Annotated in this window: 21 protein-coding genes and 1 pseudogene; 7 read left to right on the top strand and 15 right to left on the bottom strand. The window is 63.2% G+C overall.

Annotation, left to right across the window (positions count from 1 at the left end; translation table 11 throughout):
- Positions 1-34 precede the first annotated feature (34 nt).
- Both BACI9J_RS24215 and BACI9J_RS01745 read right to left on the bottom strand, forming a co-directional pair.
- Positions 35-484 carry a hypothetical protein gene (locus tag BACI9J_RS24215; protein WP_236558300.1) on the bottom strand — a complete coding sequence of 150 codons (450 nt, stop codon included), beginning with the start codon at positions 482-484 and terminating at the stop codon, positions 35-37.
- A 362-nt stretch (positions 485-846) separates the two neighbouring features.
- Positions 847-1482, bottom strand: coding sequence for an RNA polymerase sigma factor (locus BACI9J_RS01745; protein ID WP_236558299.1), 636 nt, complete (start codon positions 1480-1482; stop codon positions 847-849).
- A 140-nt stretch (positions 1483-1622) separates the two neighbouring features.
- Between BACI9J_RS01745 and BACI9J_RS01740 the strand changes: the two genes are divergently transcribed.
- Entirely contained in the window at positions 1623-2549 is a 927-nt protein-coding gene (locus tag BACI9J_RS01740; protein ID WP_159732828.1) for an AEC family transporter, read from the top strand.
- Positions 2550-2644: 95 nt separating this feature from the next.
- On the opposite strand, the gene BACI9J_RS01735 is transcribed toward BACI9J_RS01740, so the two are convergent.
- The 3 genes from BACI9J_RS01735 to BACI9J_RS01725 all read right to left on the bottom strand — a co-directional run bounded on the left by BACI9J_RS01735 (position 2645) and on the right by BACI9J_RS01725 (position 8342).
- On the bottom strand, positions 2645-5281 hold the full coding sequence (locus BACI9J_RS01735; protein ID WP_159732826.1) for a trehalase-like domain-containing protein: 2637 nt from the start codon (positions 5279-5281) through the stop codon (positions 2645-2647).
- A gap of 168 nt (positions 5282-5449) precedes the next feature.
- The gene (locus BACI9J_RS01730) at positions 5450-6811 is read right to left on the bottom strand and encodes an aspartate aminotransferase family protein (RefSeq protein ID WP_159732824.1); all 1362 of its coding nucleotides are present in this window, start codon (positions 6809-6811) and stop codon (positions 5450-5452) included.
- 43 nt (positions 6812-6854) lie between these two features.
- The gene (locus BACI9J_RS01725; protein WP_159732822.1) at positions 6855-8342 is read right to left on the bottom strand and encodes a CoA-acylating methylmalonate-semialdehyde dehydrogenase; all 1488 of its coding nucleotides are present in this window, start codon (positions 8340-8342) and stop codon (positions 6855-6857) included.
- A gap of 114 nt (positions 8343-8456) precedes the next feature.
- Here BACI9J_RS01725 and BACI9J_RS01720 point away from each other — a divergent pair, with 114 nt between their 5' ends.
- Positions 8457-10097: a PucR family transcriptional regulator gene (locus BACI9J_RS01720; RefSeq protein ID WP_159732820.1), complete on the top strand. Its 1641-nt coding sequence runs from the start codon at positions 8457-8459 to the stop codon at positions 10095-10097.
- Between the two features lie 5 nt (positions 10098-10102).
- On the opposite strand, the gene BACI9J_RS01715 is transcribed toward BACI9J_RS01720, so the two are convergent.
- Positions 10103-11092 (bottom strand): LLM class flavin-dependent oxidoreductase, encoded by a 990-nt coding sequence (locus BACI9J_RS01715; protein ID WP_159732818.1) that lies wholly within the window; start codon positions 11090-11092, stop codon positions 10103-10105.
- 290 nt (positions 11093-11382) lie between these two features.
- On the opposite strand from BACI9J_RS01715, the gene BACI9J_RS01710 reads away from it, so the two are divergent.
- Positions 11383-12375: an ABC transporter substrate-binding protein gene (locus BACI9J_RS01710; RefSeq protein WP_159732816.1), complete on the top strand. Its 993-nt coding sequence runs from the start codon at positions 11383-11385 to the stop codon at positions 12373-12375.
- A gap of 74 nt (positions 12376-12449) precedes the next feature.
- Here the strand turns inward: BACI9J_RS01710 and BACI9J_RS01705 are convergent, their stop codons facing one another.
- A complete protein-coding gene (locus BACI9J_RS01705; protein WP_159732814.1) occupies positions 12450-13379 on the bottom strand; it encodes a threonine/serine dehydratase in 930 nt (309 codons plus the stop codon).
- A gap of 78 nt (positions 13380-13457) precedes the next feature.
- On the opposite strand from BACI9J_RS01705, the gene BACI9J_RS01700 reads away from it, so the two are divergent.
- Both BACI9J_RS01700 and BACI9J_RS01695 read left to right on the top strand, forming a co-directional pair.
- Positions 13458-13901 (top strand): GNAT family N-acetyltransferase, encoded by a 444-nt coding sequence (locus BACI9J_RS01700; RefSeq protein ID WP_201296477.1) that lies wholly within the window; start codon positions 13458-13460, stop codon positions 13899-13901.
- Between the two features lie 90 nt (positions 13902-13991).
- The gene (locus tag BACI9J_RS01695) at positions 13992-15197 is read left to right on the top strand and encodes an FG-GAP repeat domain-containing protein (protein WP_159732812.1); all 1206 of its coding nucleotides are present in this window, start codon (positions 13992-13994) and stop codon (positions 15195-15197) included.
- Positions 15198-15204: 7 nt separating this feature from the next.
- Here BACI9J_RS01695 and BACI9J_RS24585 read toward each other — a convergent pair whose 3' ends face one another.
- The 8 genes and pseudogenes from BACI9J_RS24585 to BACI9J_RS01660 form a co-directional block, all read right to left on the bottom strand.
- Positions 15205-15333, bottom strand: a complete 129-nt coding sequence (locus BACI9J_RS24585) for a hypothetical protein (RefSeq protein ID WP_268891907.1) — start codon at positions 15331-15333, stop codon at positions 15205-15207.
- An 80-nt stretch (positions 15334-15413) separates the two neighbouring features.
- Positions 15414-16760, bottom strand: a pseudogene (locus tag BACI9J_RS01690) (NtaA/DmoA family FMN-dependent monooxygenase).
- A gap of 9 nt (positions 16761-16769) precedes the next feature.
- Complete coding sequence (locus BACI9J_RS01685) at positions 16770-17837, bottom strand: LLM class flavin-dependent oxidoreductase (protein ID WP_159732810.1); 1068 nt, start codon at positions 17835-17837, stop codon at positions 16770-16772.
- A complete protein-coding gene (locus BACI9J_RS01680) occupies positions 17834-18685 on the bottom strand; it encodes a DUF1684 domain-containing protein (RefSeq protein WP_159732808.1) in 852 nt (283 codons plus the stop codon). Before BACI9J_RS01680 ends, BACI9J_RS01685 begins: the two co-directional genes overlap by 4 nt.
- The gene (locus BACI9J_RS01675) at positions 18669-19835 is read right to left on the bottom strand and encodes an LLM class flavin-dependent oxidoreductase (protein WP_159732806.1); all 1167 of its coding nucleotides are present in this window, start codon (positions 19833-19835) and stop codon (positions 18669-18671) included. Before BACI9J_RS01675 ends, BACI9J_RS01680 begins: the two co-directional genes overlap by 17 nt.
- A complete protein-coding gene (locus BACI9J_RS01670) occupies positions 19832-20863 on the bottom strand; it encodes an ABC transporter substrate-binding protein (RefSeq protein ID WP_159732804.1) in 1032 nt (343 codons plus the stop codon). The genes BACI9J_RS01675 and BACI9J_RS01670 overlap by 4 nt, the downstream gene beginning before the upstream one ends.
- Positions 20864-20871: 8 nt before the next feature.
- Positions 20872-21750 (bottom strand): amino acid ABC transporter ATP-binding protein, encoded by an 879-nt coding sequence (locus BACI9J_RS01665; protein WP_236558298.1) that lies wholly within the window; start codon positions 21748-21750, stop codon positions 20872-20874.
- Positions 21747-22712 (bottom strand): amino acid ABC transporter permease, encoded by a 966-nt coding sequence (locus BACI9J_RS01660; protein ID WP_201296476.1) that lies wholly within the window; start codon positions 22710-22712, stop codon positions 21747-21749. Before BACI9J_RS01660 ends, BACI9J_RS01665 begins: the two co-directional genes overlap by 4 nt.
- A 288-nt stretch (positions 22713-23000) precedes the next feature.
- Here BACI9J_RS01660 and BACI9J_RS01655 point away from each other — a divergent pair, with 288 nt between their 5' ends.
- A complete protein-coding gene (locus tag BACI9J_RS01655; RefSeq protein WP_159732800.1) occupies positions 23001-24959 on the top strand; it encodes an FAD/NAD(P)-binding protein in 1959 nt (652 codons plus the stop codon).
- A gap of 79 nt (positions 24960-25038) precedes the next feature.
- Positions 25039-25557, top strand: a complete 519-nt coding sequence (locus BACI9J_RS01650) for a GNAT family N-acetyltransferase (RefSeq protein WP_159732798.1) — start codon at positions 25039-25041, stop codon at positions 25555-25557.
- Positions 25558-25559: the final 2 nt, after the last annotated feature.

Raw genomic sequence — 25559 nt, 5'->3', positions numbered from 1 at the left:
CAAGTGCTGCTGCCAGAGAAACCTCGCCGCCATGTTAGAGGCTGAGATGCCGGGTTTCGGTGGTGTTGTCGTTGTAGGTGACTTCGACGGGAACGGCATGGTCGGAGGAGTTTGTCAGTTCAGGGCCGGGGAACCACAAGGCGAATTGACCTTTGGATACGGTGGCCTTGATTCGTTCGCCGGTAGCCCTGATGTAGGTGATGGCGGCAACTTCGGGACCAACTTGACCGGATGCCATTGATAGCGGGTTGTCTGAAATTACACCCGTTCCGAGTTGCGTGGCTCTGACTTCCCTGGCCGATGGTTCCTTCCCTTTTCCGGGGTTTCCAACTGAACCGATGGACCCCTTCTTGAACCACGGGGCGGTGGTGTCCGTGGTGCATGTTGCTTCAAAACCGTGGCCGCCGGTGAGGACAACAGTTGTCCAGGCGCCGCGCTTCTCAGCGATGGCTACCTCTGCTTCGGCCAGGTCATGTAAGTACATACCATTACCTGCTCCTTGACTCGAGCGGAGGCAGTCGGAAACGGCATTGTCACGCTCGGTACCGATCAACTCTCCAGGCGTGGCGGTCCAGGTCGCGAAGGCGGGGTCTCCTCCTGAGAGTGCCGGCACCACGAGGAACCCGGCAGTGGCTGCCAGCGCCATGGTACCCAAGGCGAGCGCCCGCCGTCGACGTCTGGGGCGTGGCGTGGCACTTTCAAGTTTCAAGCGTCCGCTTGGCATGGAAGTTTGAGGTGACCTGAGAATTTGCTCCAGGTCGTTCCGAGACCTCTGCAAGTTGGGAGCGGGAGACTGCTCAGCTGCGTCCATGGACCGTAGAAGCGCATCAAGTTTCTGGTTTTTTTTCATGGTGTCGAGGCCTTTTCCGGAAATGTCGTTGGCACGGCAGACTCGTTGTGGGGAAAGTGGTGGAGCAGTAGTCGCAGGGACCGTCTCGCTCGGGCCAGGCGGAGCCGAAAAGCCACGGGAGAAATTCCCACGACCTGTGCTGCTTGTGGCGCCGAGAGGTTCTCAAAGATCGCTAGCCCCAGGGTCTCTTGGTGGACTTCGGTGAGAAGCGCCCAGGCCCTGCCCAGATCAACCCGGCTGCTGACCATATCAGCGTGGGAAGGGCGATGGGATACCGTCGTCTCGGCTAAGCGGACGCCGAGGGCCTGTCGTCGTTGTTCTCCGCGACTGGCATTCAGCAAGAGATTTCGTGCGATGCCAAAGACCCATGCTCGTGCATCATCTTCGCGCGTCGGCACTTCCGAAAATCGACGCCAAACAATGAGAAACGCCTCGGCCACCACGTCCTCAGCATTCGCGGCCTCTATACGGCGCTGAACAAACTTCAGTAAGTCCGAATACGCAGATTCGTATAGTGTCCAAAGGCTTCTGCCTGGTCCGGGGCTCTCGAAAGATGGCTCATACCCTGTACTTGTCCGCCACCTACCTAAGTGTGTCGCAGCGGCCCATAAAATTTTCGCAGCCCGCGCCACAACGCATCGAATACGAGTCTCCTACCCGGCGTAGGCAAACCGTCCGTATGACGGAACTCTCGCGAGAAAACGCTTACTCAGGTCTCATTTGTGGTTAAGCTGTCATTCGTGACCCCACGAATCTGCTCCCGCGCAACGCCATGATCGGCGTCCTTTCCGGGTTCTTCGTGGTGTGGGCCATCATCCTGGTGGGCATGTTTGTTGGGCGGCGGAACATCCTGGGTGAGAACGCCCGGTCAGTGCTGAGTTCGCTGACGTTCTTCGTTGCCAGCCCTGCGCTCTTGTTCGAGACCCTCAGCAAAGCCAAACTGCATGACGTTTTTGCCGCTCCCCTCCTGGTCACCGCCGTGGGTGCCGTGGTGACGGGCCTGTTGTTCTTCCTGATCGTGAAGTTTTGGCTCAAGCGCAGCCTGCCGGAATCGCTCATGTCATCCATGAGTGCGTCCCTGGCCAACTCAGCCAACCTTGGCATCCCCATTGCCGTCTTCGTGCTGGGTGACGCCAGCTATGTGGCGCCGCTGCTGATCTTCCAGTTGGCGTTCTTCACCCCGATGTACCTCATGGCCCTCGACGCGAGTACCAGCTCGCACCGCACCACTCCCCTGCGTTTTTTGCTGATGATCGTGAAGAACCCCATGATTGTGGGCTCAGCGCTGGGGCTGCTGGTGGCGGGCACTGGCTTCCAAGTCCCCGCACTGATTCTGGAGCCCATCCATCTCATTGGCGGCGCGGCGATTCCGGCCATGCTGATGTCCTTCGGAATGAGCCTTAACGGTTCCAAGCCCCTGCAAAAATCCGCAGGACGGCGCTTGGATACCTTGCTGGCCAGCGGCTTCAAACTGATCATCCACCCCTTGATCGCGTACCTGTTCGCCCGCTTCGCGTTGGGCATGGACGGGCATGCCCTGTTTGCCGTGGTGGTCACCTCGGCGCTGCCCACTGCGCAGAACGTATTCGTGGCAGCCAACCGATACCAAGCAGGAATCACCGTAGCCAAGGACACCGTGCTCATCACCACCATCGTGGCGGTGCCGGCCATGATCGCGGTGGCGCTGCTGCTCGCCTAGCGCTGCCGTACCCAAGTAGGGGACAGCACCTGCTCCAGTGAGCACTCATTGGAACAGTTACTGTCCCTCAGTTGGGTTATTGGACGTCAGTTGGGTTACTCCACGTCGGCGCTGGCCAGGTAATAGTCCAGGAGCTGAGCGCAGCGGATGAAGCCCAAATGCGAGTACGCCTGAGGATGGTTGCCCAGGTGTGTTTCCGTCCCGGGATCGTATTCCTCCGGCAACAAGCCCGTGGGCCCGAACAGTGCCACCAACTGGTTGAACAGCTCCAAGGCATCATCCAGGCGGCCAACGGCAAGATACGCCTCGATCAACCAGGTGGTGCAGATGTGGAAGCCGCCCTCCAAGCCCGGCAGGCCGTCGTCGTACCTGTAACGGAAGACGGTGGGTCCCACCCGCAACTCACGTTCAACGGCAGTGACGGTATCCAGGAAGCGCTGATCCTGAACATCCAGCAGGCCTGAGATCCCGATGTGGAGGACGGCAGCATCCAGATCAGGGCTGTCGTAGGCCACCGTGTAGGAAGCAGCGGACGAATCCCAGCCCTCGCGGAGGACTTCCTCGCGAATGGTTGAGGCAGTGGGTGCCCAATCCGAATGAGGCGTGCGCCCATGCAAAGCCGCAGCCCGGAGCGCCCTGTCCAGCGTGACCCAGCACATCACTTTGGTGTACACGTGGTGCCTCGGAGGCCGGCGTGCTTCCCAAATTCCATGGTCGGGCTCATGCCATCGGGCCAGCACTGCATGGGCCATCTGCTCCATGAGGAACCAGTGTTCATCCGGCAGGAAACCGCGACGCTCGGCAAGATCGTGGATCAACCCGGCAATGGGTCCGAAGACATCCAGTTGCACCTGGTGGTCGGCCGCGTTGCCAATGCGCACCGGCCGCGAGCCTGCATAACCTGGCAGACTTTCCACGATTGCCTCCGTGGAGAGAGGCGCCCCCGTCACCGAATAGAGGGGATGCAGCCACTCAGGCCCCGGTGCATTCTGAAGGATGCGATCCAGCCAGGACAGGAACCCGTCGGCCTCCTGGGTGGAGCCCAACGACACCAGCGCGTTCACTGTCATGGACCCGTCACGCAACCAGCAGTAGCGGTAATCCCAGTTTCTGGTCCCGCCGATGCCCTCGGGCAGTGAGGTGGTGGGCGCGGCGAGAACAGCACCGGTGGGCTCATGAACCAGGGACTTCAGCACCAAAGCCGAGCGGCGCACCAACGAGGTTTTGATGGTGGGCAGCTGCAGGGCCTTGATCCAATCACGGGAGGACTGCCCGACGGCGGTGCGCCGGTTTGGTTCACCGGCCGGGTCTGCGGGTGGAGGCTCGGTGTCACCGCAGCGAAGGTTCAACACCACAGGACCATGATTGAGGGGAACTTCCCCGGTGGCCGTAGCGTATTTGCCGTCGCTGGTGATCCGGAACGAAACCCCCGGCGCAGAGAGAATGATGGGGTCGGATGTTCCCATGATGTGGACGTCGTCGCCCCGGATCTCCATGCTGAAGGGCGCGTTGGCGTAGTCCGGCCTGGGTGCGAAGACCACGCGGGCCGTGCCTGTACCGGAGAGTACCCGCACCAGGCTGGTGATACCTTCCGGAGCAGGTTCGAGGTAGTCGGTCACAGTGACGTCAGCCCAGCGGGTCTCAACGATCATGGTGTTATCCACATACCGCTGCGCCAGCACCTGCGATGGTTTTACCGGCTCTATGCTGAAATGACCGGCGGGTTCACCGCCAAGAATGTGGGCAAAAATGGATCCCGAATCCGGCAAGGGGTGACTCATCCAGCAGACTTTCGCATCCGGGGTGAGCAATGCCGTGGAGCTCCCGTTGCCGATCATGGAATGCCGTTCCAGCCCCACCGCGTCTTCACCGAACAGCCATGCCCGCCGAAGTTCGAACAACAAAGCCAGCACGCGCGCAAAGGCCTCCGGGTCCGCGATGGTGTGCGCCGCCGTCGTATTCCCCGGACCTACATGAAGGCCGAGGTCCGGTCCGCGCAGGGTGGCGATTGCTTTTTCGTCGCTCTCGGCGTCACCTGCGTACAGCGCAGCGCTCACCCCGAGCCGTGCTCGCAGTTGCTCCAGCGCCTGTCCCTTGGCCGGTTCCTCCACGGTGAGGTCCAGGACGGAGCCGTCAATGATGAAGTACAACCCAAACTCAATGGCGATCTTCTGGGAAAGGAAGATCACCCGGTCCACTACCTCGGGCGTGGCCGGCCGGGTATGCACAGCCAAACCCACGGGCTTGCGGACAATGCTGATGCCCTTTTCAAAACCAACTGCCTCGGTCAGCGCCGTGGCCACCTGTTGGAGCAACTGTTCTGTGGCCAGGGACAAGGTGTAGGCATAACCCATGTCGAACTCCACCCCGTGGGAACCCACCAGATGGACCTCGGCCGGAAGACGGGAGACCGCTGCAAGATCCCGCAAGGACCGCCCGGAGATGATGGCCGTGTGCGTGTTAGGCAAGGCGGCGAGCGCCCGGAGTGCCACAGCTGCGCTATCAAGCGGCAACGTTTCTGTTGACACTCCCTCCGCAGAGCACAGCGTCCCACCGTAGTTGCAGGCCACCAGCAATCCGGGGACGCGGGCCAATGCCCGCAGTTCCGCGAACAACTGCGGCGTGATGCCGTTCTCAGCGTCGGACTGGAGGACGGTGCGAAGGAGGCCAAGCGGGAGCGATTTCATGAGCAGCGCCGAGTCGGCCACTGCTTGGTTCAGGTGCGTGGGCATGGCAAATCCTTCCGAAGCGGATAGCTACAGTCTCCGCCCGGATGGTTTCGCTTGACTACCTAGTAAGTTGCAAATACGTAAAGCTTTTCCTTGGATTTATGCAGGAAGGTCCCGCACTCCCCCGGCGAATTGGTTCTGCCGGCTCGAGTGCGGGACCTGACGCTGGAATCAGGCGGCGAAGGTGTCCGCGATGTCCAGGACGTCGTCCAGTATTGCCAGGCCCGCCTGGGCATCTTCAACGCTGATATTGCACGGCGGAACCACATGGATGCGGTTGAAGTTGGCAAAAGGGATAAGTCCGCGCGACTTGCAGGCTGCCACGAGTTGGTTCATTTCGGGGCTGGAAGAACCGTACGGAGCCAACGGTTCGCGGGTAGTACGGTCCTTGACCAGCTCGATGGCCCAGAAGACACCCCGGCCCCGTACCTCCCCCACAGAGCGGTGGTGTTCGGCGAATCCGGCGAGTGCCGGGCCGATCACGTCAGTTCCTAACGTTGCCGCGTGCTGCACCATGCCTTCACGTTCCATGGCGTTGATGGTGGCGACGGCGGCCGCGGTCGCAAGTGGGTGCCCGGAGTAGGTCAGCCCGCCGGGATAGGCGCGCGTACCGAAGGTGGCTGCGATTTCCGGGCTAATCGCTACCCCGCCTAATGGCACATAACCGGAATTCACGCCTTTCGCGAAGGTGATCAGATCCGGGACAACGTCAAAGTGCTCCACTGCGAACCATTTACCTGTGCGTCCGAAGCCGGCCATGACCTCGTCCGCGATCAGGACGATGCCGTGCCTGGTGCAGAGCTCACGGACCCCCTTCATGTAGTCAACCGGCGGAACGTAGATCCCTGCCGTTCCGGGGATGCTCTCCAGCATGATGGCCGCGATGCTTGATGGGCCTTCGAACTCGATCAGCTGTTCAAGATGTTCCAAGGCGCGCTGGGCTTCCTCAGCCTCGGAGGTGGAGTGGAACGCCGTGCGGTAGAGGTAGGGCGGGAAGAAGTGGAGGGTACCCGTGGAGGCGTTGTCGCTGGCCCAGCGCCGGGGGTCGCCGGTGATGTTGACGGCCAGGTGCGTCCCGCCATGGTAGGAGCGGTAGGCGGACAGGACCTTGTGGCGGCCAGTGTGCAGCCTGGCCATCCGGACCGCGTGCTCGTTGGCATCGGCCCCGCCGTTGGTGAAGAAGATCCGGTCCAGCTCTCCCGGGGTTCGCTCGGCGATCAACCGGGCGGCTTCCGATCGGGCGTCGTTGACGTAGCTGGGAGCAATGGTGCACAGCTTCGCTGCCTGCGCGGCGATCGCTGCAACCACGGCCGGGTGCTGGTGTCCTATGTTGGTGTTGACCAGTTGGGAGGAGAAGTCCAGGTACTTGTTGCCCTCACCGTCCCAGACGTGTGAGCCCTCAGCGGCGCTGATGACCATGGGATCCAACGTGTCCTGCGCGGACCAAGAGTGGAAAACGTGTTTGCGGTCCAGATCATAGGCCCGCTGCGCTGCTTCACGGTCCGTCTGTGGTGGTTCAAGAGTGGTGGTCATGCTGGTTGTCCTGACGTCGGCGCTGGGGAGTTTGGGGGAACGTTTAGGAGTTCTGAGGGAAGCCGAGGTTGATCCCGCCGTGACTGGGATCCAGCCAGCGGGTGGTCACTGCCTTGCCCCGGGTGAAGAAGCCAACGCCTTCAGAACCATGGGCATGGGTATCGCCGAACAGGGAGTTCTTCCATCCGCCGAACGAGTAGTACGCCATGGGCACCGGAACGGGGACGTTGATGCCCACCATTCCCACCTCAACCTCGTTCTCGAAGCGGCGGGCCGCACCGCCGTCGTTCGTGAAAATCGCAGTCCCGTTGCCGTACGGATTGGTGTTGATGGTAGCCAGGGCGTCGTCATAGCTGTCCACCCGGACCACCGAAAGCACGGGTCCGAAGATCTCGTCCTGGTAGATGGACATGTCCGTGGTGACGTGGTCAAACAGGGTGGGGCCCACAAAGAACCCGTCGCCTTCAGCGTCGGGGGCAACGCCGCGGCCGTCGACGACGAGGCTGGCACCTGCCGCTTCACCGGCGTCGACGTATCCGGACACTTTGTCCCTGTGCTGGGAGGTCACCAGCGGGCCCATATCGCAACCACGCATCCCATCGCCGGTGCGCAGCGTACGGGCACGATCGGCAATTTTGTCCACCAAGGCATCGGCAATGTCACCGACGGCCAGCAGCGCTGAGACAGCCATGCATCGTTCACCGGCGGAACCGAACCCGGCATTGATGGCGGCGTCGGCAGCGAGGTCAAGGTCGGCGTCGGGCAGGACAATCATGTGGTTCTTTGCACCGCCCAGCGCCTGGACCCGCTTGCCGTTGGCAGTGGCCGTTTCATATACGTACTTGGCAATCGGTGTGGAGCCTACGAAGGAAACGGCCTTCACGTCCGGGTGGGTCAGCAGGGTATCCACCGCTACTTTGTCGCCGTGGAGGACGTTGAAGACGCCGTCGGGCAGGCCGGCTTCCTTCCAGAGCTCAGCCACCCAGTTGACGGCCGTGGGGTCCTTCTCGCTGGGCTTGATGATCACGGTGTTGCCGGCTGCGATCGCGATGGGGAAGAACCACATGGGGACCATTGCCGGGAAGTTGAACGGGCTGATGATTGCCACGGGGCCCAGCGCTTGGCGGATGGAGTGGATGTCCACCTTGGTGGAGGCATTTTCGGTGTAGCTGCCCTTGAGCAGGTGCGGAATCCCGCAGGCGAACTCCACCACTTCCTGGCCGCGGCTTACTTCGCCCAAAGCGTCGTCCAGGACCTTGCCGTGCTCGGAAGTGATGATCGCGGCGAGCTCATCCTTACGGGAGTTGAGGAGCTCCCGGAAGGCGAAAAGCACCTGGGTGCGGCGGGCCAAGGAGGTATCGCGCCATGCCGGGAAGGCGGCTTTGGCAGCGGCGACGGCGGCGTTGCCCTCCTCCACGCTGGCCAAGGCAACCTGCCCGGTAACCTTCCCCGTGGCCGGGTTGGTGACAGGAGCAGTGCGGTCTCCGGCCGGGACGTAGCTGCCGTTGATCCAGTGCTCAATGGTGTTCAAGAGTTCTCCTTGGTGCGGTTCGGTTTGAAGGGCTGAAATCAGTCTGTCCGCCGCTAAAGGTTCACAGTAGGGTGCACGTGTAAAAGTATCGGCATGGACTCTTACACTGTGTAAATGCTGCCCTCCGTTAGAGCCATCCTTGACCTGCCCGTGTTCCGGGCCGCCTCGCCCAGCGTGCTGGGCGGCTCACAAGGTTTGGACACAGCCGTCCGCTGGGTGCACGTCAGCGAAATCCTCGACGTCGGCCCCCTGCTGTCCGGCGGGGAATTGGTGCTGACCACAGGCCTGGAGCTGGAGAAGACCCCTGAAGAGTCGGCGTCGTTTATCCGCTCCCTGGAATCGGCCGGAGCGGCCGGACTGATCGTGGAACTCGTCGGCCAGCGGCCCCGCAGCCGGAAGGCCCTGGAGAAAGCGGCCCGTTCTGCGTCAATACCCGTGGTTGTGGTGGAACAACGGGTGAGGTTTGTCCAAGTCACGGAGATCGTCCACAGAATGATCGTGGCCGAACAATTGGAGCGTGTGGAACGTGCCCGGGACGTCCATGAAGCGTTCACCGTGCTGAGTTTGGAAAGTGCCGACACTCAACGTGTGGTGGAGCAAGCGGCCACCATGATCGGCGCTTCAGTAGTGCTGGAAGACCTCTCGCACCTGGTTCTCGCCTACGCCGGGCAGCGCGTATCCACTACCGATCTTCTCCACGATTGGGAGCGACGATCCCGGACTACACCCTTCCCGGCACACACCGCACGGTCCGGACCGGAGCAATGGCTCCAAGCTGCGGTGGGGGTGCGGCAACAAGTGTGGGGCAGGCTGGTGGTGCCCATGCCACCCGCGGCTTTCGACGCCGATGAGGACATGGCCATCATGGTCCTGGAACGGGCGGCCCAGACGCTGGCCATCAACCGGCTGGCAGATCGGGACCAACGCGAACTCAGCCACCACGCACAAGCCGGACTCCTCAATGCACTCCGCCAGCCCCGTGGCCTCAGCGAAGCGGAGGCGCTGGCACGCGCTGGTTCCTTGGGCTTGAAGCGCTCCTCCTACTATGTGCCGATCGTTTTCAGCACCGCCCTCCCTGCCTGGGGTTCGCCCATCCTTCCCGGTGACCCCTTCGCCGGGCAGCAGGACGAGCGCGAACTTTTGGAGCGGTTGGCCAAGTCCGTCAGATCCAGTGCCGGCACAGCTTTGGCGGCAAGCATCCAGTCCGGGTCAGTAGGCATGATCCTCTCCCTACCCGCCCGGCAGCAGGAGGATCCGACGCTTCAAATCCTCGCCGAGGCTGCCGGCTCGGCGGAAGAAGCGGCACCCCCTGCCTGGATCATCGGGGTTGGCCGCATGAAAGCAACGCTTCTGGAAGCCGCGGCCGGCATTGACGAAGCAGCCCACGTGGCCGAAAGCGCTGCCACGCTCCGGGACACGGGCAAGCCCTACTTCCGGGCCACGGACGTGCGCCTTCGCGGGCTGCTGGCGCTCCTGCGCAAGGACCCCCGCGTTCAACAATTCGTGGAATCGGAATTGTCCGCCGTCCTCCAAGCAGAGGCTGAGGGCAAAGGCGAATACCTGGAACTGCTGGGACTCTACCTCGGATCCGCTGGCAACAAGGCCGCCATGGCACGCAGCGGCTACCTGAGCCGGCCCACGCTTTACGCCCGGCTCAGCAAACTTGAGGAGTTGCTGGGCGTGGACCTGGAGGATGCCGAATCGCGGACCTCACTGCACGTGGCGCTCCTGGCACACCTGATCCGGGGACAGTAAGCGCGCTACGCGCTCACCAGCCCAGCAACTTCAGCCACGAGTTCCACGGACCGCAGCCGCTCTTCGGTGCCGATGCTCTGGTGCGCCACAATCAGTTCATCGGCGTCGGCGAACGCCGCAAACTCGTCCAGGTAATCGCGCACCACGTCCTTGGTACCCACCGCGGAGAACTTCATCATTTGAGCGATGTGCTGGCCCTGCGGGGAGTCCAGCACCATGTCCGCCTCGTCATCGGTGAACTCGCGGCCGCCACCGAAGAACAGTGAAACCCGGGCACGCTTCACAGCTAGATGGATCGCCTGTGCCTGGGAGTTTGAGTCCGCGGCAGTGACGTTCACACCGGCGATCACGTGCGGCTCGGACAACTGGTCCGAGGGCTTGAACTCGCGGCGGTAAATGGCAACAGCGTCCTGAAGCGCAGCGGGGGCAAAGTGTGAAGCGAAAGCGTAGGGAAGACCCAGCTGGGCGGCCAGTTGGGCGCCGAACAGTGAGGACCCCAGGATGTACAACGGCACGTTGGTGCCCTTGCCGGGCGTCGCTTCAACACCCTGGATGCGGGTGGGTCCGGTGAGGTAGCCCTGCAGTTCCAGGACATCCTGCGGGAACCGGTCCGAGGACGTGTGGTCACGGCGCAGCGCGCGCATGGTGTTCTGGTCACTGCCGGGAGCCCGGCCCAGACCCAGATCGATTCTTCCCGGGTGCAGCGTCTCAAGGGTGCCGAACTGCTCAGCAATGGTCAGCGGGGAGTGATTGGGCAGCATCACACCACCGGCGCCGAGGCGGATGGTGTTGGTGTGGGCAGCCACGTGGGCGATCAGGACGCTGGTAGCGGAGGAAGCAATCGCGGACATGTTGTGGTGTTCGGCGTACCAAACACGGCGGTACCCCAGCTCTTCGGCTTTCTGCGCCATGGCAACACTGCCCGCCAGGCTTTCCGCCACCGTCTGGCCCTTCCCGATGGTTGCCAGGTCGAGGATGGAAAGAGGAACAGTCACAAGAAGGCCTTTCGGTACGTTTTGGTGCCCGCCGGTTGATTGCCGGGCACTCTAGCGACAACGACGGCGGCACCCGGCTTATTTCTGTGAGTTGCGTCGCGCGGTCCTTTCCCACGGTTTCGGAGCAGTTTTGTGAACCAGTTCGACGCCCGATTAACTGCCGTGAACCCCTGTATCCCAGCGTTTCGGAACGCTTTGACCCGCTCCCGGAAACTGCCGGATAGTTGCAGCCACAAGAACGCATCAGACCTCCCTGTCGCGATGATCAGGGGAAATCCAAGGAGAAACACATGGCACGCTTCGCTCTCAAGACCGGCGCCACAGCGGCGCTGGCCGCTACGGCGCTACTGGGGCTGGCTGCCTGCTCCGATCCCGGGGCCACCGCCGCAACCGGAACCTCAGCTCCGGCGTCGAACGCTTCATCCAGCTCGTCCACCAAAGAGTTCAACCTGACCCCGCAGCAGGACCGCATCAAGGTGTCTGTGGACTCTGCCGCGGCCGCCCTGGTTCCCGACGCCATCAAGGCCGATGGCAAGCTGACCGTGGTGACCACCGGCGGCACTCCCCCGCTGAGCACGTTCGCCACGGATAACAAGACTCTCATTGGCAGCGAAGTGGATATTGCCTATGCAGTGGGCGAAAGCCTTGGCCTTCAGGTGGAAGTGTTGCCGGTAGCGTGGGCCGACTGGCCGCTGGGCGTGGAGTCCGGCAAGTATGAGGCCGTCCTGTCCAACGTCACGGTGACCGAGGCACGCAAGGAGAAGTTCGACTTCGCCACGTACCGCAATGACCTTCTGGGCTTCTATGCCAAGTCCGACTCGGACATCGGCGAGGTCAAGGAAGCCAAGGATGTGGCCGGTAAGCGCATCATTGTTGGCTCGGGCACCAATCAGGAAGCCATCCTGGTGCGCTGGGACGAGGAGAACAAGAAAAACGGCTTGAAGCCCGTTGAGTTCCAGTATTACGACGACGACTCCGCCTCCCAGCTCGCCCTCCAGTCCGGCCGTGCGGACCTGACGTTCGGCCCCAACGCCTCCGCCGCCTATAAGGCTGCCAAGGATGGGAAGACCAAGGAAGTGGGCACGCTGGAAGGCGGTTGGCCGCTGAAGGCTGAGATTGCTTTCACCACCCAGAAGGGCAACGGACTGGCCGTGGCTGCCCAGGCTGCACTCAACACCCTCATCAAGGACGGAAGCTACGCCAAGATCCTGGACCGTTGGGGCCTCTCATCCGAAGCGATTCCCGCGTCCGAGCTGAACCCGGCAGGCCTGCCCAAGAAGTAGGAACCCAACTAGGGGACAGCACACGTCGCAATGACCGCTCAATGGAGCGTTTGCTGTCCCCTAGTTGGGTGGGGTTAGAAGTGGGCGGGGTCCGTGTTGGCACCGCAGAGGATCACGGCAACGGTTTCACCCGCCCGTGGAGCGTAGGCGCCTGACAGGAGCGCCGCATAGGCCGCCGCCGCACCGTGCTCCACTACGATGCGGTGCTTCTCCCACAGGGCGCGGCGTGCTTGGACAATGTCCTCATCCGTGACCAGCAGGCTTTGGACACCGGTACGCCGGGCAACTCCGAAGCCGATCTCTCCGATCCGCCGGGCTCCGAGGGAGTCCGCGGCGATGCCGGACACAGCCACATCCACCGGTTCGCCCTTGGCCAAGGCGGTGTGCAGGGTGGGGACGGTCTCGGGTTCGACGCCCACCACCTGCGCCCTGCCCTCGGCGGCCGCAGCAATGCCGCCCATCAACCCGCCGCCGCCAACAGCAACGAGGATGGTGTCGACGTCGGGCAGTTCATCCAGCAGCTCAAGCCCAACACCACCTGCGCCGGCTACGATCTCGGGCTGGTCATAGGCGTGGCAGTAGACTGCACCCTTTTCCTCGGCGAAGCGGATCGCGGCGGCGTAGGCCTCCGCGTACTCCGCGCCGCCCTGGACCACAGTGGCACCAATGGCGTAGAGCTTATGCACTTTGTTGGCCGGAGCCGACTCCGGCACAAACACAGTTGCAGGGACCCCTAGCTTGGCCGCAGCGTAGGCATTGGCCAGGCCGGCATTGCCGCCGGAAGCCACCACAATCCCCACCTCCGGGTTGAGCTCGCCGTTTTCCTTTGCCGTGAGAAGCCTGTTGAAGGCGCCGCGTGCCTTGAAAGAGCCGGTGTGCTGCATGTACTCACACTTGAACCAAAGGTGGTAGGCCTCCTGGTCGCCGCTCTCGGCCAGCGGCGTATGGCGCACCCACCCTGCCGTCCTTGAGTACGCTGCTTCTACTTCTTCGCGTGTGACCATCGTGTCTGCACCTTTCGTCCATTTCATCCTATGGTTCGGGTGGGCGGACGACGTCCTGCCGGGCATAGGCTTGAACCCATGTCCGTTGACTTCGTCCTCCGCCCCACCGTTGCCACCGATGCTGCCTGGATTGCCGAACTGCGCGCAGTGGTGATGCGCCCGGACCTCGAACGGCTGCAGCGCTTCGATCCTGTTCGCGTCCGCGAGCGCTTCCTGAACGGCTTCCAGCCCGAGCACACGTACATCATCCATTCCGACGGCGTGGACGCAGGCGTGATCGCTGTCCGCCCCGCCCCGGACAGCCGTTGGATTGAACACTTCTATGTGGCCCCAGCGCATCAAGGCAAAGGTTTGGGCAGTGCCGTGCTCCGCCACGTGATGTCGGCGTCGGTGGACGAGCGCCCGTTCCGTCTGGACGTTCTGCAAGGAAGCCCGGCCCGTCGGCTCTACGAGCGCCACGGCTTCGTCCTGGAATCCGAGGACCCCGTTGACGTGTTCATGGTGGCTCCCGCCAAGGCGTGACCCCCGCCAACCCCTAACTCCCACAACGGATGTGCGGTACCCTCAGCACACACCACGCGGCTACAGACGCGATATTTTCCGGGGGGAAACATGGGGATCTTTCAAGCGCGCTCTTTGAGGCGAGCTACCACTACCGCACTTGCCATAGGACTGTTGGGCTCGGGGCTGCTCGCTGCCGGCCCAGCTACTGCAGCGTCCCAGCCAACGCCGTTCATTGACGGCGTCCCGTACGTCGGTTCCGAGATGCGCCGGCAGTACAACTACGACTACTGGGGCTGCCGGAATCCGGACGGTTCCGGGGATGCGATCACCTTGGAATGGTTGCGCGACGGCGAACCTCTGCCGCCGGAGCGTCAGGGTGAAACTTTGCGTGTCCTCCCTGAAGACCAGGGCAGCCGCATCTCTTTGAAGGTCTACCCGCTCACCCCGGGTGAGCCAGGCTGCCCCACCGGAACGCAGCTCAGCGCCGAGACCAAACCCATCAAGGCTTCCAGCCGCGCCATGGGCTGGACCGGGCGCGGCAATTTTGAGCCGCTGGCCCGCACACACGATGGCAGGCTCATCCTGTATCCGCGCACGTACACCTATTACAAGGGCATGTGCGAGGGCCCATGCCCGGTCTATTTCAGCTCCTGGGATGAACCCCGTCAGGTGGGTGCCGGGTGGAACATGTTCAACATCGTCTTCTCCCCCGGGGATTTCGACGGTGATGGATTCAATGACCTCCTGGCGAGGAATGCGGCCGGCCAGCTGTTCCTGTACCCAGGTGACGGCGACGGAGGCTGGCTCCCCACCCGCCAGGTAGGTGCAGGGTGGAACGTCTTCGACTCGATCGTGGGACCAGGGGATTTCACTGGCGACGGCACCAACGACGTCCTGGCAAGAAATGCCGCAGGCGAGCTGTTCCTCTACCCCGGCGACGGGAACGGCGGCTGGCTCGCTCCCTCGAAGGTGGGCTGGGGTTGGCAGGTCATGAACAAGATCATCCCTGGCGGTGACATGAACGGCGACGGCACCGTGGAGGTCTTCGGCCGGGACATCAACGGCGGCCTGCAGCTGTACTCGGCCGACGGTCAGGGCGGCTGGGGTGCCCAAGCGTTCATGGGTGGCGGCTGGAATGAATTCCAGGATGTGGCGGGCATGGGCAGTTACGCGCATCAGAAGTACAACAACCTTGCGGCCGTCAACCAGAACGGCGATCTGGTGCTGTATTCCACGGGCGCCGCTACCACAAGCCTTTATGGACCCTACGGGCCGGTGGGCAACGGCTGGAACGTGTTCCGCGAACTGCTCTAGGACGCCGCTACAGCGGCAAGCTGCCCGCGGTCAGTTGCAAGCTGACAGTTCCGCGCGAAACGTCCACGACGGCGGCACTCGAGCCGCCGTCGTCGGGGGCTGTTGCGCATGCTGACGGGGAATTCTGCTGGATCATTGCCCGAAGCTCCGAACCCAGGCCGCGGAATGTAGCGGTTTTGGTTCCACGGCGAAGCAATGATCCAGCAAAAAATTCCTTCATGAGAGCTGCGCCGGCTCGTCGGACCGCACCGGAGTCTCCAGCCCCAGGTTTTCGCGCAGCGTGGTGCCCCGGTATTCGGTGGGGTAGACGCCGCGTTCCTGAAGTTCGGGCACGAGGTGCTTCACGATCTCGTCCAGGCCTGTGGGGATGAGCCACGGGGAGATATTGAAGCCATCCACCGCGCCCACCCGCGCGTATTCGGCCAGGTGATCCGCCACGGCGGTGTAGGAACCGGTAAACGTGGAGACTATGCGTGCGGTCTTGGACGTGACGAATTGGCGGATGGACAGGCCCTTGTCCTTGGCTTCGGCCCTCCATTGATCGGCAAGCTGACGGGCCTTGGCGCCGTGGAACCCGCTGCCACGCGTCTCCGAGGTCTCTTCCACCACGGGGTCGATCTCCGGAAGTGGACCATCGGGATCGTAGGAGGAGAGTTCCCGTCCCCAGAACTGTTCCAGGTAGGCGATGGCCTGCTGCGGGCCGATTTGGAGGCTCCGGACCCACGCTTTCTTCTCCTGGGCTTCCTGATCAGTGGCGCCAAGGATGAACTCACTGGCGGGCATGATCTGGACGGCGTTGGCACCGCGGCCGGCTGCGATGGACCGGGTCACGATGTCGCGGCGGAACTCCACGGCGTCGTCGAACTTGGGGTGGGCTGAGAAGATCACGTCTGCTTGGCGCGCTGCGAAATCACGGCCGTCCGGGGAGTCTCCGGCTTGGAAGAGCACAGGGCGGTACTGGGCGCTGCGCGGCAGGCGGGGGGTGACGTCAACGGTGTAGTGCTGGCCTTCGTGGAGGACCCGCCGCGCAGGTCCGGCGGGTGTTTCCCATGAGTCCCAAATGCGCTTGGCGGTTTCCACAAACGCTTCGGCGTGCTTGTAACGGTCGGCGTGGTCCAGGTATCCGCCGCGGCGGAAGTTGGCACCGGTTCAGGCGTTGTCCGTGGTGACGATGTTCCATGCAGCCCGGCCGCCGGAGATCACGTCCAATGAGGACAAGCGGTGTGCCAGGTCCGCGGGATCGTTGTATGTGGTGTTCTGCGTTGCCACGAGGCCGATGTTTTTGGTGACTGCGGCGAGCGCGGCCAGCATGGTCTGGGCATCGGGCCTGCCCACCACATCAAGGGCATGCGGGCGGCCGAGGTGCTCCCGCAAGCGAAGCCCTTCACCGAGGAAGAAAGCGGCGAACTTGCCGCGCTCGGCGGTTTGGGCGATGTGCCGGAACGATTCGAAGTCCGTCTGCGAGCCCGCTTGGGGGGCCTTCCAGATGGTGCCGGAGTTGACGCCTTGGAAGAAGATTCCGAACTGAATCTGGCCGCTGGGCTGGAAAATATCGCGTGTCATGGTGTTCCCCTACTTTCCGGCGGCAACAGTAGCCGCGGCAGTGGTCGTATAGCGGTTCTCCGCCGGCGCAAGCCTGAGGACATCGCGGAATGTGCCGTCCTGGATGGGCGGCCGCAGAACCCCGCGGCGGCGCAGTTCCGGGAGGACCAGCCGCGACAGTTCTTCCAGCTCCACATCCAGGAAAGCCGGGTGGATCCGAACGCCGTCGGCGTCCTGCAGCAGTGAGTCGAGCAGTTCGGTGAGGGCGGAAGCCGAGCCAACAAAGCGTGCAAGCCCGCTTTCCTGATCAGATACAAAGCGAGACTCCGCAGCCTGCCCACGCGCGTCCAGAACGACGTCGAGCTCCGCAACAATCGCCACCGAAGAACCAAGGCGCGCCCGCACATCTCGGATCTCAGCGGCGAGCAATTCCGGCGTGGGTGCGGAAACCAGCACCGCGTCCACGGCCTCGGCGGGGACCAGGCCCTCGCCCACCAGCGACGCCGTGGCGAGCACCGGCAGCTGTCCCTGGAGGGGCCTTGGAATGATGGACGGCCCCTTCACCGAGTAGGCGGGTCCGGCAAAGTCAGCGGGCGTTTCGAAATCCGCGTAGTGCAGCTTGTCCACATCGATGTACCGTCCGGTGGCGACGTCGCGGATCACGGCGTCGTCCTCCCAGGAGTCCCACAGGCGCCGGCTCACCTCGATGGACGCGGCGGCTTCCTGAGCCAGTGCCTCACCCTGAACAAAGGAACGTCCGACGGCGACGGCAGCCTCGGGCGAGTCCGCTGCGGTAGCGATCCAGCCGGCCCGACCGCCGGAGACGTAGTCCAAGCTGGCGAGTTGCGTGGACACGTGGAATGGCTCCGTGTAGACCGTGTCTACTTCCGGGACCACCGCGATGGTGCGGGTTACTGGGCCTGCGAAAGCCGCGCGCTGCAGGGCGTTGGCCCGCCCGGCCTCAGGGGTGTCCTTGAAGGTTGCCGCATGAAAACCGGCGGATTCGGCTGCGAGGACGGCGGCGGCAAGGTTCTCATACCCTGCGCCGTCGAGTTCAATGGCCAGGAACCCGGCCTTGCGTTCTTCGGAAGTACTCACTGCTGGTCCTGACGTTCGTAGGGAATCTTTTCGCCGGCTTCAATGGCCACCGGGAGCCGGTTTTCGGCGGGCGGCAGCGGGCAGGTGGCGAGGTCCGTATAGGCGCAGGGCAGGTTGACGGCCCGGTTGAAGTCGAGCACCACGGAGCCATCAGCTGCGGGGACCACGGACAGTGAGCGGTTGGCCGCATACGTGGTTTTGCCGGAGGTCTGATCCGTGAACAGCACGGACAGTGAGCCCGGTGCATAACCGTTGAACGCGGTCAGCGCCAATTCCTCACCGGCCAGTTTGAAGCGAATCTCCCCCGGAGCCTCGTAGACGTGTTGGATGCCCTCGACGGCGGCGCCCACCGTGGTGGGGCGCGGAGCCTCGAAGGGGACGAAGGTACCTGCCACGGCAAACGCAGCATTGGGCGTGTAGGCGGGCGTGCCCTGGTACTCCTGCAGAAGTGCGTTGGAGGGGTTTCGCGGCCGCACAATGTACTCGCCGCCGCGCTTGGCCACCTCAATGACGGTGTCGCCGGAGACCAGGTTGATGCCGCCGCGTTCCTCAATGGGACCGAACTCCAGCGTCTTGCCGGAGTCGGTGTTTAGTTCCACGCCGTCCTGCTGCAAGCTTTCGCCCGGCTCCAGGACAACACGCACGACGTCGGCGTCCACACTCCACGTGCCCGGCGCACCTTCCAGGCGGGTGGCGTCGCTGCTGAGCCAGTGCAGGTGGGTCACGGCGAGGAAGCCATGCGGGTGGGCACGGTGGCGCTCGTGGGCGGCGTGCCACTCCTGCCATTCCTGGTCAAAGGCTTCGAGAGCTGTTTCAGTGTGCCTTGCTGTTTCAGTGTGCGTAGACATGTGCGTTATCCGTCCTGTTGAAGGCGTGGTCTGCTGTGACTGCTGCTGCGGCGTCCGGTTCGGTGGCCCCGGCGAATTCCGGTCGGCCGCCAAAGGGGTCCGCGGCTTCCCAGAGCGTGGTGGGCGCCGAAGCCCGGACGGCCGGGATGACTTCCAGCGCGAAGCGTTCCAGGATTTCCAGTTGCTGCTCAAACGGCAGTGTGGTTGGCAAGGAGATTGACTGGAGATCGTGGTTGTACAGCGAGTGATAGCTGAGGATCTTGTCGATCACCTGCTCGGGGCTGCCAACCAACGCCGGCCCCTCGGCCACCGCGTGCTGGATATCCCTGAACGGCGAGTTGTTGCCCGGCACGTTGCGGCCGGCGGTGAGCCCTTCATAAACCGGCCCGTACTGGCGGATGGCTTCCTGCGTGGTGTCCGCAATGAACACCCCGCCCGCACCACTGCCCGAGCCCAGGTACTGGTGCCGCGGATCATGCCCGTGGCGCTCATACTCTTCGCGGTAGTGGTCGATCAGGACCTTGTAGTTCTCGCGGGGCTGGATGGCGTTGGCCGTGAACAGCGGATCACCCCATTTGGCGGCGAGCGCAGCCGACGTCAGGGTTGTAGCCGAGCCGTGCCAAATCCGGGGCGAGCCCGCGAAGGGGCGGGGCGTCGTCGTGGTTGGTTCGGTGAGCGCGGGCCTGAAGCGGCCGGACCACGTGACGCTCTCCTTGCGCCAGAGCGTGCGCAGCAGCGCATACTTCTCGGCGAGCAAGTCCCATTGATCGTCCAGGGAAAGACCGAAGAGCGGGTACTGCAGGACTTCGTTGCCTTTGCCGATCACCAGTTCCAGGCGGCCCCGGCTCAGTTGGTCGATGGTGGCATAGTCCTCCGCCACGCGTACCGGATCCAGTACGGAGAGCACGGTAACACCGCTCTGAAGGCGGATGCGGGTGGTGACGGCGGCAATCGCGGCGAGGACCGTCGTCGGGGATGACGAGACGAACTCGCCGGCGTGGCGTTCCCCCACGGAGAAGCTGTCAAAGCCGAGTTCTTCAGCACGCCGGGCCGTCTCCACCACCTGGTTCAGGCGGTCGGCAGGAGAGACGATTTCCCCTGTGACCGGATTTTTCAGGTGGGGAATGATGTCCAGGACCTGGAACTTCATTTAGTGGTCCCTGCCGGGGTGACGAAGGTGGCTTCAGTGACGGTCTTGGATTCGGGGATGGCTTCTTCGGAGAGGCCCCAGCGTTCCAGGACCTTGCCGTAGGAGCCGTCCTTGATGGTGGAGTTCAAGGCGTCGGTGATGGCTGGAGCAAGTCCGTTGCCCTTCAGGGTGGTGGCGGCAACGAGTGTTTCTGCGGGCCAGCCGGCGTTGACTTTGCCCACAACTTTGAGGTCATCGCGGGTGTTTTCGCGGTAGGTCACGGACGGGTACGGTGCCAGGTTCAGGTCAGTGCGGCCCGAGGAGAGCGCCAGGATGGTGTCGGCGTCGGAGGAGTAGTACTGGAGGGTGGCCGGGGCCTTGCCTTTGACTTCGAGTTCTTTGTTCCAAGCCAGCAGAATTTTCTCCTGGTTGGTGCCCGAGCCCACGGAGATCTTCAGGCCGGAAATGTCGTCCGAACCCTTGATGTTGTACGTGGAGCTCTTCTTCGCCTCAAAACCCATGTACGCGGCGCGATAGGTGGAGAAGTCGAACAGTTTCACGCGGGCTGCGTTGATGCCCACGTTGGAGAAGACGGCCTCGAAGTCGCCGGACTGGGTCTTGAGCGGCCAGTTCTCCCAGGACGTCACCTGCAGGTCCAGTTCCAGCCCCAGCTTGTCCGCCACGAGCTGGGCGATGTCCACCTCAACACCAATCGGAGTTTTGTCATCCGTGGCGTGGAAGGACAACGGAATGGAACCCGCGGTGGTGGCAACGGTGAGCTTGCCGTCTTTGGCGATCGCAGCGGGGACGGATCCTGCTGCGGCAGCATCTTTCTCGCCGCGGATCCTGTTCTGCTCCACCGAGGTGTTGTAGACAATCCCGTTCTTGGCCGCTTCGGACTCCGGCTGGGCAGCCGACGCTCCAGGATCGGAGCACCCGGCCAACACTGGAAGCACGACGGCGGGAAGTACAGCGAGTGCCACGAGCTTGCTTTTGGTGGTGCGCAGCTTGGTTTCATGTCCGGCGAAGGTGCGGGTGGTGCGAAGCATGGGGTGTCCTAGATGTTGAAGGCTGGTTCGATGACTTTGGAGAAGAAGCTGCGGGTGCGCTCCTCGCGGGGGTTGGCAAAGATGTCCTGGGGCGTGCCGGATTCCACAATCTGGCCCTGGTCCATGAACACCACGGTGTCCGCCACGTCCCGGGCGAAGCCCATCTCGTGCGTCACCACAATCAGGGTGGTGCCGGACTTGGCCAATTCACGGATGACATCCAGGACCTCGTTGACCAGTTCAGGGTCCAGTGCCGAGGTTGGCTCGTCGAACAGGAGGATCTTGGGATCGAGGGCCAACGCCCGGGCAATCGCAACGCGCTGCTGTTGACCACCGGAAAGCTGCCGCGGGTAGGCATCGGCACGATCCTTCAGGCCCACCCGGTCCAGGAGTTCCAGGCCGCGTTTCCGGGCTTCTGCCTTGGACCTTTTCTGCGCCACGATGGGCGCCTCGATCACGTTCTCCAGGGCGGTGAGGTGCGGGAACAGGTTGAAGCTCTGGAACACCATGCCAATGTGGGTGCGCTGCTTGAGGATGTCCTTCTCACGGAGTTCGTGGAGTTTGTTGCCGCGGACCTCATAGCCCACCAGTTCGCCGTCGATGGTGATGTAACCGCCGTCGACTTTTTCCAGGTGGTTGATGGTGCGCAGCAGGGTGGACTTGCCGGAGCCGGACGGGCCCACGATCACGGCCACACCACCTGGCGGCACGGACAGGGAGACACCCTTGAGGACCTCGGTGGCACCGAAGGACTTGCGGACATTGGCGATGTCCACCTGGCCCCGGGTGGCCACCGGGGCTGTGCCGGCCACTTCGCGAACCGGAGCTTTAGCGGCAGGCTGTGCCGCCGTCGTCGTGTTTTCCTTGCGTGCGGCGATGATGCTCATCGGGCGTCCTTCGTGGGAGAGGCAGCAACGTGGGTGGTGAAGAATTTCCGGGCCTTCTGCAACGGCGTGAGCGGCAGGGTCCGCAGGGCGCCCTTGGAGAAATGGCGCTCAATGTAGTACTGGAAAACGCTCAACACCGAGGTGATCACCACATACCAAAGCGTGGCGACGAGCAGCAGCGGAAGCACCTGCTGGGTCCGGTTGTAGATGACCTGGACCGTGTAAAAGAGTTCGGAGTAGGCCAGGACATAAACAATGGAGGTGCCCTTGACCAGGCCGATGATCTCGTTGAAAGCGTTGGGCAGGATGGCGCGCATGGCTTGCGGCAGCACAATTCTGGTGGACCGCTTCCATGCCGGGATGCCCAACGCCGAGGCAGCTTCGAGCTGGCCTTGGTCCACGGAGAGGATGCCGCCGCGGATGATCTCGGCAGAGTAGGCTGCCTGGTTCAGCGTGAGCCCCAGAACGGCGGCAGCGAACTGGCTGATGAGCGTGGTGGTCTGTGCCTCGAAGAAGCGGACGTCCGTGAAGGGAATGCCCAGGCTGATCTTCTCGTAAAGGTAACCAAGGTTGTACCAGAGCAGGAGCTGGACCAGCAGGGGCGTGGACCGGAAAATCCAGGAGAACGTCCAGGACACCGAGACCAGCAGCGGCGAAGAAGAAAGGCGCATGAGGGCCAGGATGAAACCGAGGATGAACCCCAGCACACCCGAAATGGCGGTGAGCTTGAGGGTCTCGATCAACCCGTTCACTACAGACTGCGCGGTGAACCATTGGGCCACTACGCCCCACTCCCAGCGCGGGTTGGTGACCAGCGACCACGCAATGGCTGCGACGCCGGCAGCTACCAGTACGGTGCCCACCCAACGCCAGGGGTGCCGGGCAGGTACCAGCTGGTAACCGGAGTAATCCGGGGTGGGCGGTGCAGTTTCCGCCGTGGCAGGCGGTGCGATTGCACTCATGCGCCACCTCATTTCAGATCGGTTGTTTTCTATCGGATGGCTGCCAATCTAGGGCTGTGCGAAACCCGGCAGCAAGGCGGGAATTTGCACTTCTTCACTGGACTTCGCGCGGCTTCGCCGGGGTTCTCACGGCGTCACAATCCTCGTCACGAGGCGCCATATGCGACGGGATTTTGCGTGACTTAACGTTGCGTGACGTGTGGTGAACGGCGATTACTGCCGCCTCGACCGGCATGGTCCAAGGTCCTTAGATTGGGCATCACCAACCACTGTTTTTCAGGAGATCCCATGCCGTCACGAGAACCCGCCATCGCCTTCATCGGCGGCGGCCCGCGCACGGCCGGTGTCCTCGAACGGCTTGCCGCCAACCGTCCCGAACTTTTCGGCGGTCCCCTGCACATCCACGTGATCGAACCCCACGAACCCGGTTCCGGGAGGATCTGGCGGTATGACCAAGATCCCGGGCTGCTGCTGAACTCCACTGCTGCGGACGTCACCATGTTCACCGACTCCTCCGTTGCCTGCGACGGGCCTTCGGTTGACGGACCCGGACTGTCCACGTGGGCCGCCGGGGTCCTGGATGGCAGCATCCGCGACGTCCCGGCTTTGGAGCCGCACCTGCTGGACCAGCTCCGCGCGCTGACCCCGGCGTCCTTTCCCACACGGCAGCTGCAGAGCAAATACCTTGAATGGTTCTTCCGCAGGGCCGTGAGCAACCTTGGCCCCGACGTCACGGTGACCGTTCATCGCGACACAGCTACCGGCGTCGTGCGTTCTTCCGCTTCCACCACGCAGGATGTTGCCACGCAGGACAACCACACGCACGACGACGCCGCGCACCGCGTTCGCCTGGCCTCCGGCGCCGAGGTGGCTGCCGACGTCGTGGTGTACGCGCTGGGCCACACCGATTCCCTGGCTGATCCCGAGTCCGCCCGCCTCAGTGAGTTCGCTGCCCGTCACGGCGGATTCCACGCGCCGCCGTCGTACACCACGGACGTGGACTACTCCGCGATTGAGGCCGGACAGGACGTGATCGTTTCCGGCATGGGACTCGCCTTTGTGGACCTGATGGTTTTGTTGTTTGAGGGCCGCGGTGGCCGCTTTGAAGAAAGTCCCGACGGCGAGCTGGACTATGTGCCCTCCGGCGCCGAGCCGCGGGTCTGGGCAGGTTCACGACGCGGCGTGCCATACCATTCCAAGATCTCCTCCGTCCTGCGCGGGGAGCCGGTATTGCGTCCGCGATACTTCACGTCCTCAGCCATCGACGCCCTGCTCGCCGAGCACCAGGAACTCGATTTCCGCACCCAGCTGTGGCCGCTGATCGCCAAGGACGCCGGCTATGCCTACTACCGGGAGCTTTTCACGGGCTACCCGTCGCGGGTGCTGGGGACGTGGGCCGACTTTGAGCCGCGCTTCGATGCCCTGGATTGGTACAGCGCTGCCCGGGAAGAACTGGTGGCATTCTCGGTGCCGGATCCTGCGCTGCGACTGGACCTCGAAAAGCTTGACCACCCCCTGAGCGGTTGCGCCTTTGCAGACTATGAAACCGTCCAGCGCTCCGTGGCCGCCTACATCCATCGCGATCTTGATCTCCGGACAAGTCCCGACCATTCCGAGACCCTCGCCCTGTTCACCGCGTTGCTGTTTGTATACATGGACCTTGGCCGGCTGGTTCCCCAGGAGCGGCTCAACGCCCGCTCCCAGCAGACCATCCATGGTTGGTGGCACGGCTTCTTCAGTTTCGTGGACTCGGGGCCTCCCGCGCACCGGCTGCGGGAAATGCTGGCACTGCACAGGGCCGGGCTCCTGAAGTTCCTGGGCCCTGGCATGTGGGTCCGCGCCGACGACTCCATCGGCAGGTTCGTGGCCGGGACGTTCCAGTCGCCCGTGGTGGTGGATGCTTCCGCCTACATTGAGGCCAGGCTGCCCTCGGCTTCCGTGGAACGTTCCGCGAATCCTGCGTTGAGGGACCTGCACGACGCCGGCTGGGGTACCGAACAAAGGCTTCTCACCTCCGAAGGCGCCCACTCCACCGGAAAACTCCTGGTCTCCGGGAATCACGAGGTCCTGTCCCCTGTTGCAACTCCTCAGAAGGGTCTGTTCGCGGTGGGACCGTGGACGTCCGGCTGGGGCGCGGGGGCGTTTGCCCGTCCCAACACCAACGCAGCACCCTTCCGGGAAAACGACGCCCTGGCGCGCCGGATCCTGTCCACGGTTGCCGCCGCCCCAGCGCTCCAACCCAACTAGGGGACAGCAAACGTCGCACTGACCCGTCATTACAGCAGTTGCTGTCCCCTACTTGGGTTCCACCTACGAAAGGCCTGACATGACCACAACGCCAACCCTGCCGACGTCGGGCCTCACCGTCCTCCGGCTGCCCATGCGTGATCCCCGCGTCCGCCCGCTTTTGGACGAGCTCGCCGTCGAATACAACACCCGTTACGGGGACCTGTTCAGCAGTGAAGGCGCTGCAGAGGAACTGAACAGGTACCCTGCCGAGGAATTTGAAGCTCCACACGGCGCGCTGATCATCATTCAGGAGAACGGCGAGTCCGTGGCAGGCGGCGCCTTCCGCCGCTATGACGAGCACACCGCAGAGCTGAAGCGGATCTGGACACACTCAGCGCATCGCCGCCGCGGTTTGGCACGGCTGGTGCTGACGGAACTGGAAAATGAGGCTCGACGCCGGGGCTACCGGAAGCTGTACCTCACCACCGGGCCACGCCAGCCGGAGGCAAAGCACCTATACCTCGCCACAGGCTACAAGGCGCTGTTCGACCTCGCAGCCGACCCCGAGGACATCAAGCACCTGGCCTTCAGCAAGGATCTTCCCCCGCAGAGCTAAGC

Origin of the sequence: Arthrobacter sp. 9V (genome assembly GCF_902506065.1) — a bacterium.
Classification (GTDB): Bacteria; Actinomycetota; Actinomycetes; order Actinomycetales; family Micrococcaceae; genus Arthrobacter.
The sequence above is the reverse complement of the archived record's forward strand: the minus strand, read 5'-3'. Positions and strand labels throughout refer to the sequence as shown.

Excerpts from the sequence above, each read along its gene's own strand:
- BACI9J_RS24215 (WP_236558300.1), bottom strand. The coding sequence starts at position 484 with ATGTACTTACATGACCTGGCCGAAGCAGAGGTAGCCATCGCTGAGAAG.
- BACI9J_RS01740 (WP_159732828.1), top strand. The coding sequence starts at position 1,623 with ATGATCGGCGTCCTTTCCGGGTTCTTCGTGGTGTGGGCCATCATCCTG.
- BACI9J_RS01735 (WP_159732826.1), bottom strand. The coding sequence starts at position 5,281 with ATGCCCACGCACCTGAACCAAGCAGTGGCCGACTCGGCGCTGCTCATG.
- BACI9J_RS01730 (WP_159732824.1), bottom strand. The coding sequence starts at position 6,811 with ATGACCACCACTCTTGAACCACCACAGACGGACCGTGAAGCAGCGCAG.
- BACI9J_RS01720 (WP_159732820.1), top strand. The coding sequence starts at position 8,457 with ATGCTGCCCTCCGTTAGAGCCATCCTTGACCTGCCCGTGTTCCGGGCC.
- BACI9J_RS01710 (WP_159732816.1), top strand. The coding sequence starts at position 11,383 with ATGGCACGCTTCGCTCTCAAGACCGGCGCCACAGCGGCGCTGGCCGCT.
- BACI9J_RS01705 (WP_159732814.1), bottom strand. The coding sequence starts at position 13,379 with ATGGTCACACGCGAAGAAGTAGAAGCAGCGTACTCAAGGACGGCAGGG.
- BACI9J_RS01700 (WP_201296477.1), top strand. The coding sequence starts at position 13,458 with ATGTCCGTTGACTTCGTCCTCCGCCCCACCGTTGCCACCGATGCTGCC.
- BACI9J_RS01695 (WP_159732812.1), top strand. The coding sequence starts at position 13,992 with ATGGGGATCTTTCAAGCGCGCTCTTTGAGGCGAGCTACCACTACCGCA.
- BACI9J_RS24585 (WP_268891907.1), bottom strand. The coding sequence starts at position 15,333 with ATGATCCAGCAGAATTCCCCGTCAGCATGCGCAACAGCCCCCGACGAC.
- BACI9J_RS01680 (WP_159732808.1), bottom strand. The coding sequence starts at position 18,685 with ATGTCTACGCACACTGAAACAGCAAGGCACACTGAAACAGCTCTCGAA.
- BACI9J_RS01675 (WP_159732806.1), bottom strand. The coding sequence starts at position 19,835 with ATGAAGTTCCAGGTCCTGGACATCATTCCCCACCTGAAAAATCCGGTC.
- BACI9J_RS01670 (WP_159732804.1), bottom strand. The coding sequence starts at position 20,863 with ATGCTTCGCACCACCCGCACCTTCGCCGGACATGAAACCAAGCTGCGC.
- BACI9J_RS01665 (WP_236558298.1), bottom strand. The coding sequence starts at position 21,750 with ATGAGCATCATCGCCGCACGCAAGGAAAACACGACGACGGCGGCACAG.
- BACI9J_RS01660 (WP_201296476.1), bottom strand. The coding sequence starts at position 22,712 with ATGAGTGCAATCGCACCGCCTGCCACGGCGGAAACTGCACCGCCCACC.
- BACI9J_RS01655 (WP_159732800.1), top strand. The coding sequence starts at position 23,001 with ATGCCGTCACGAGAACCCGCCATCGCCTTCATCGGCGGCGGCCCGCGC.
- BACI9J_RS01650 (WP_159732798.1), top strand. The coding sequence starts at position 25,039 with ATGACCACAACGCCAACCCTGCCGACGTCGGGCCTCACCGTCCTCCGG.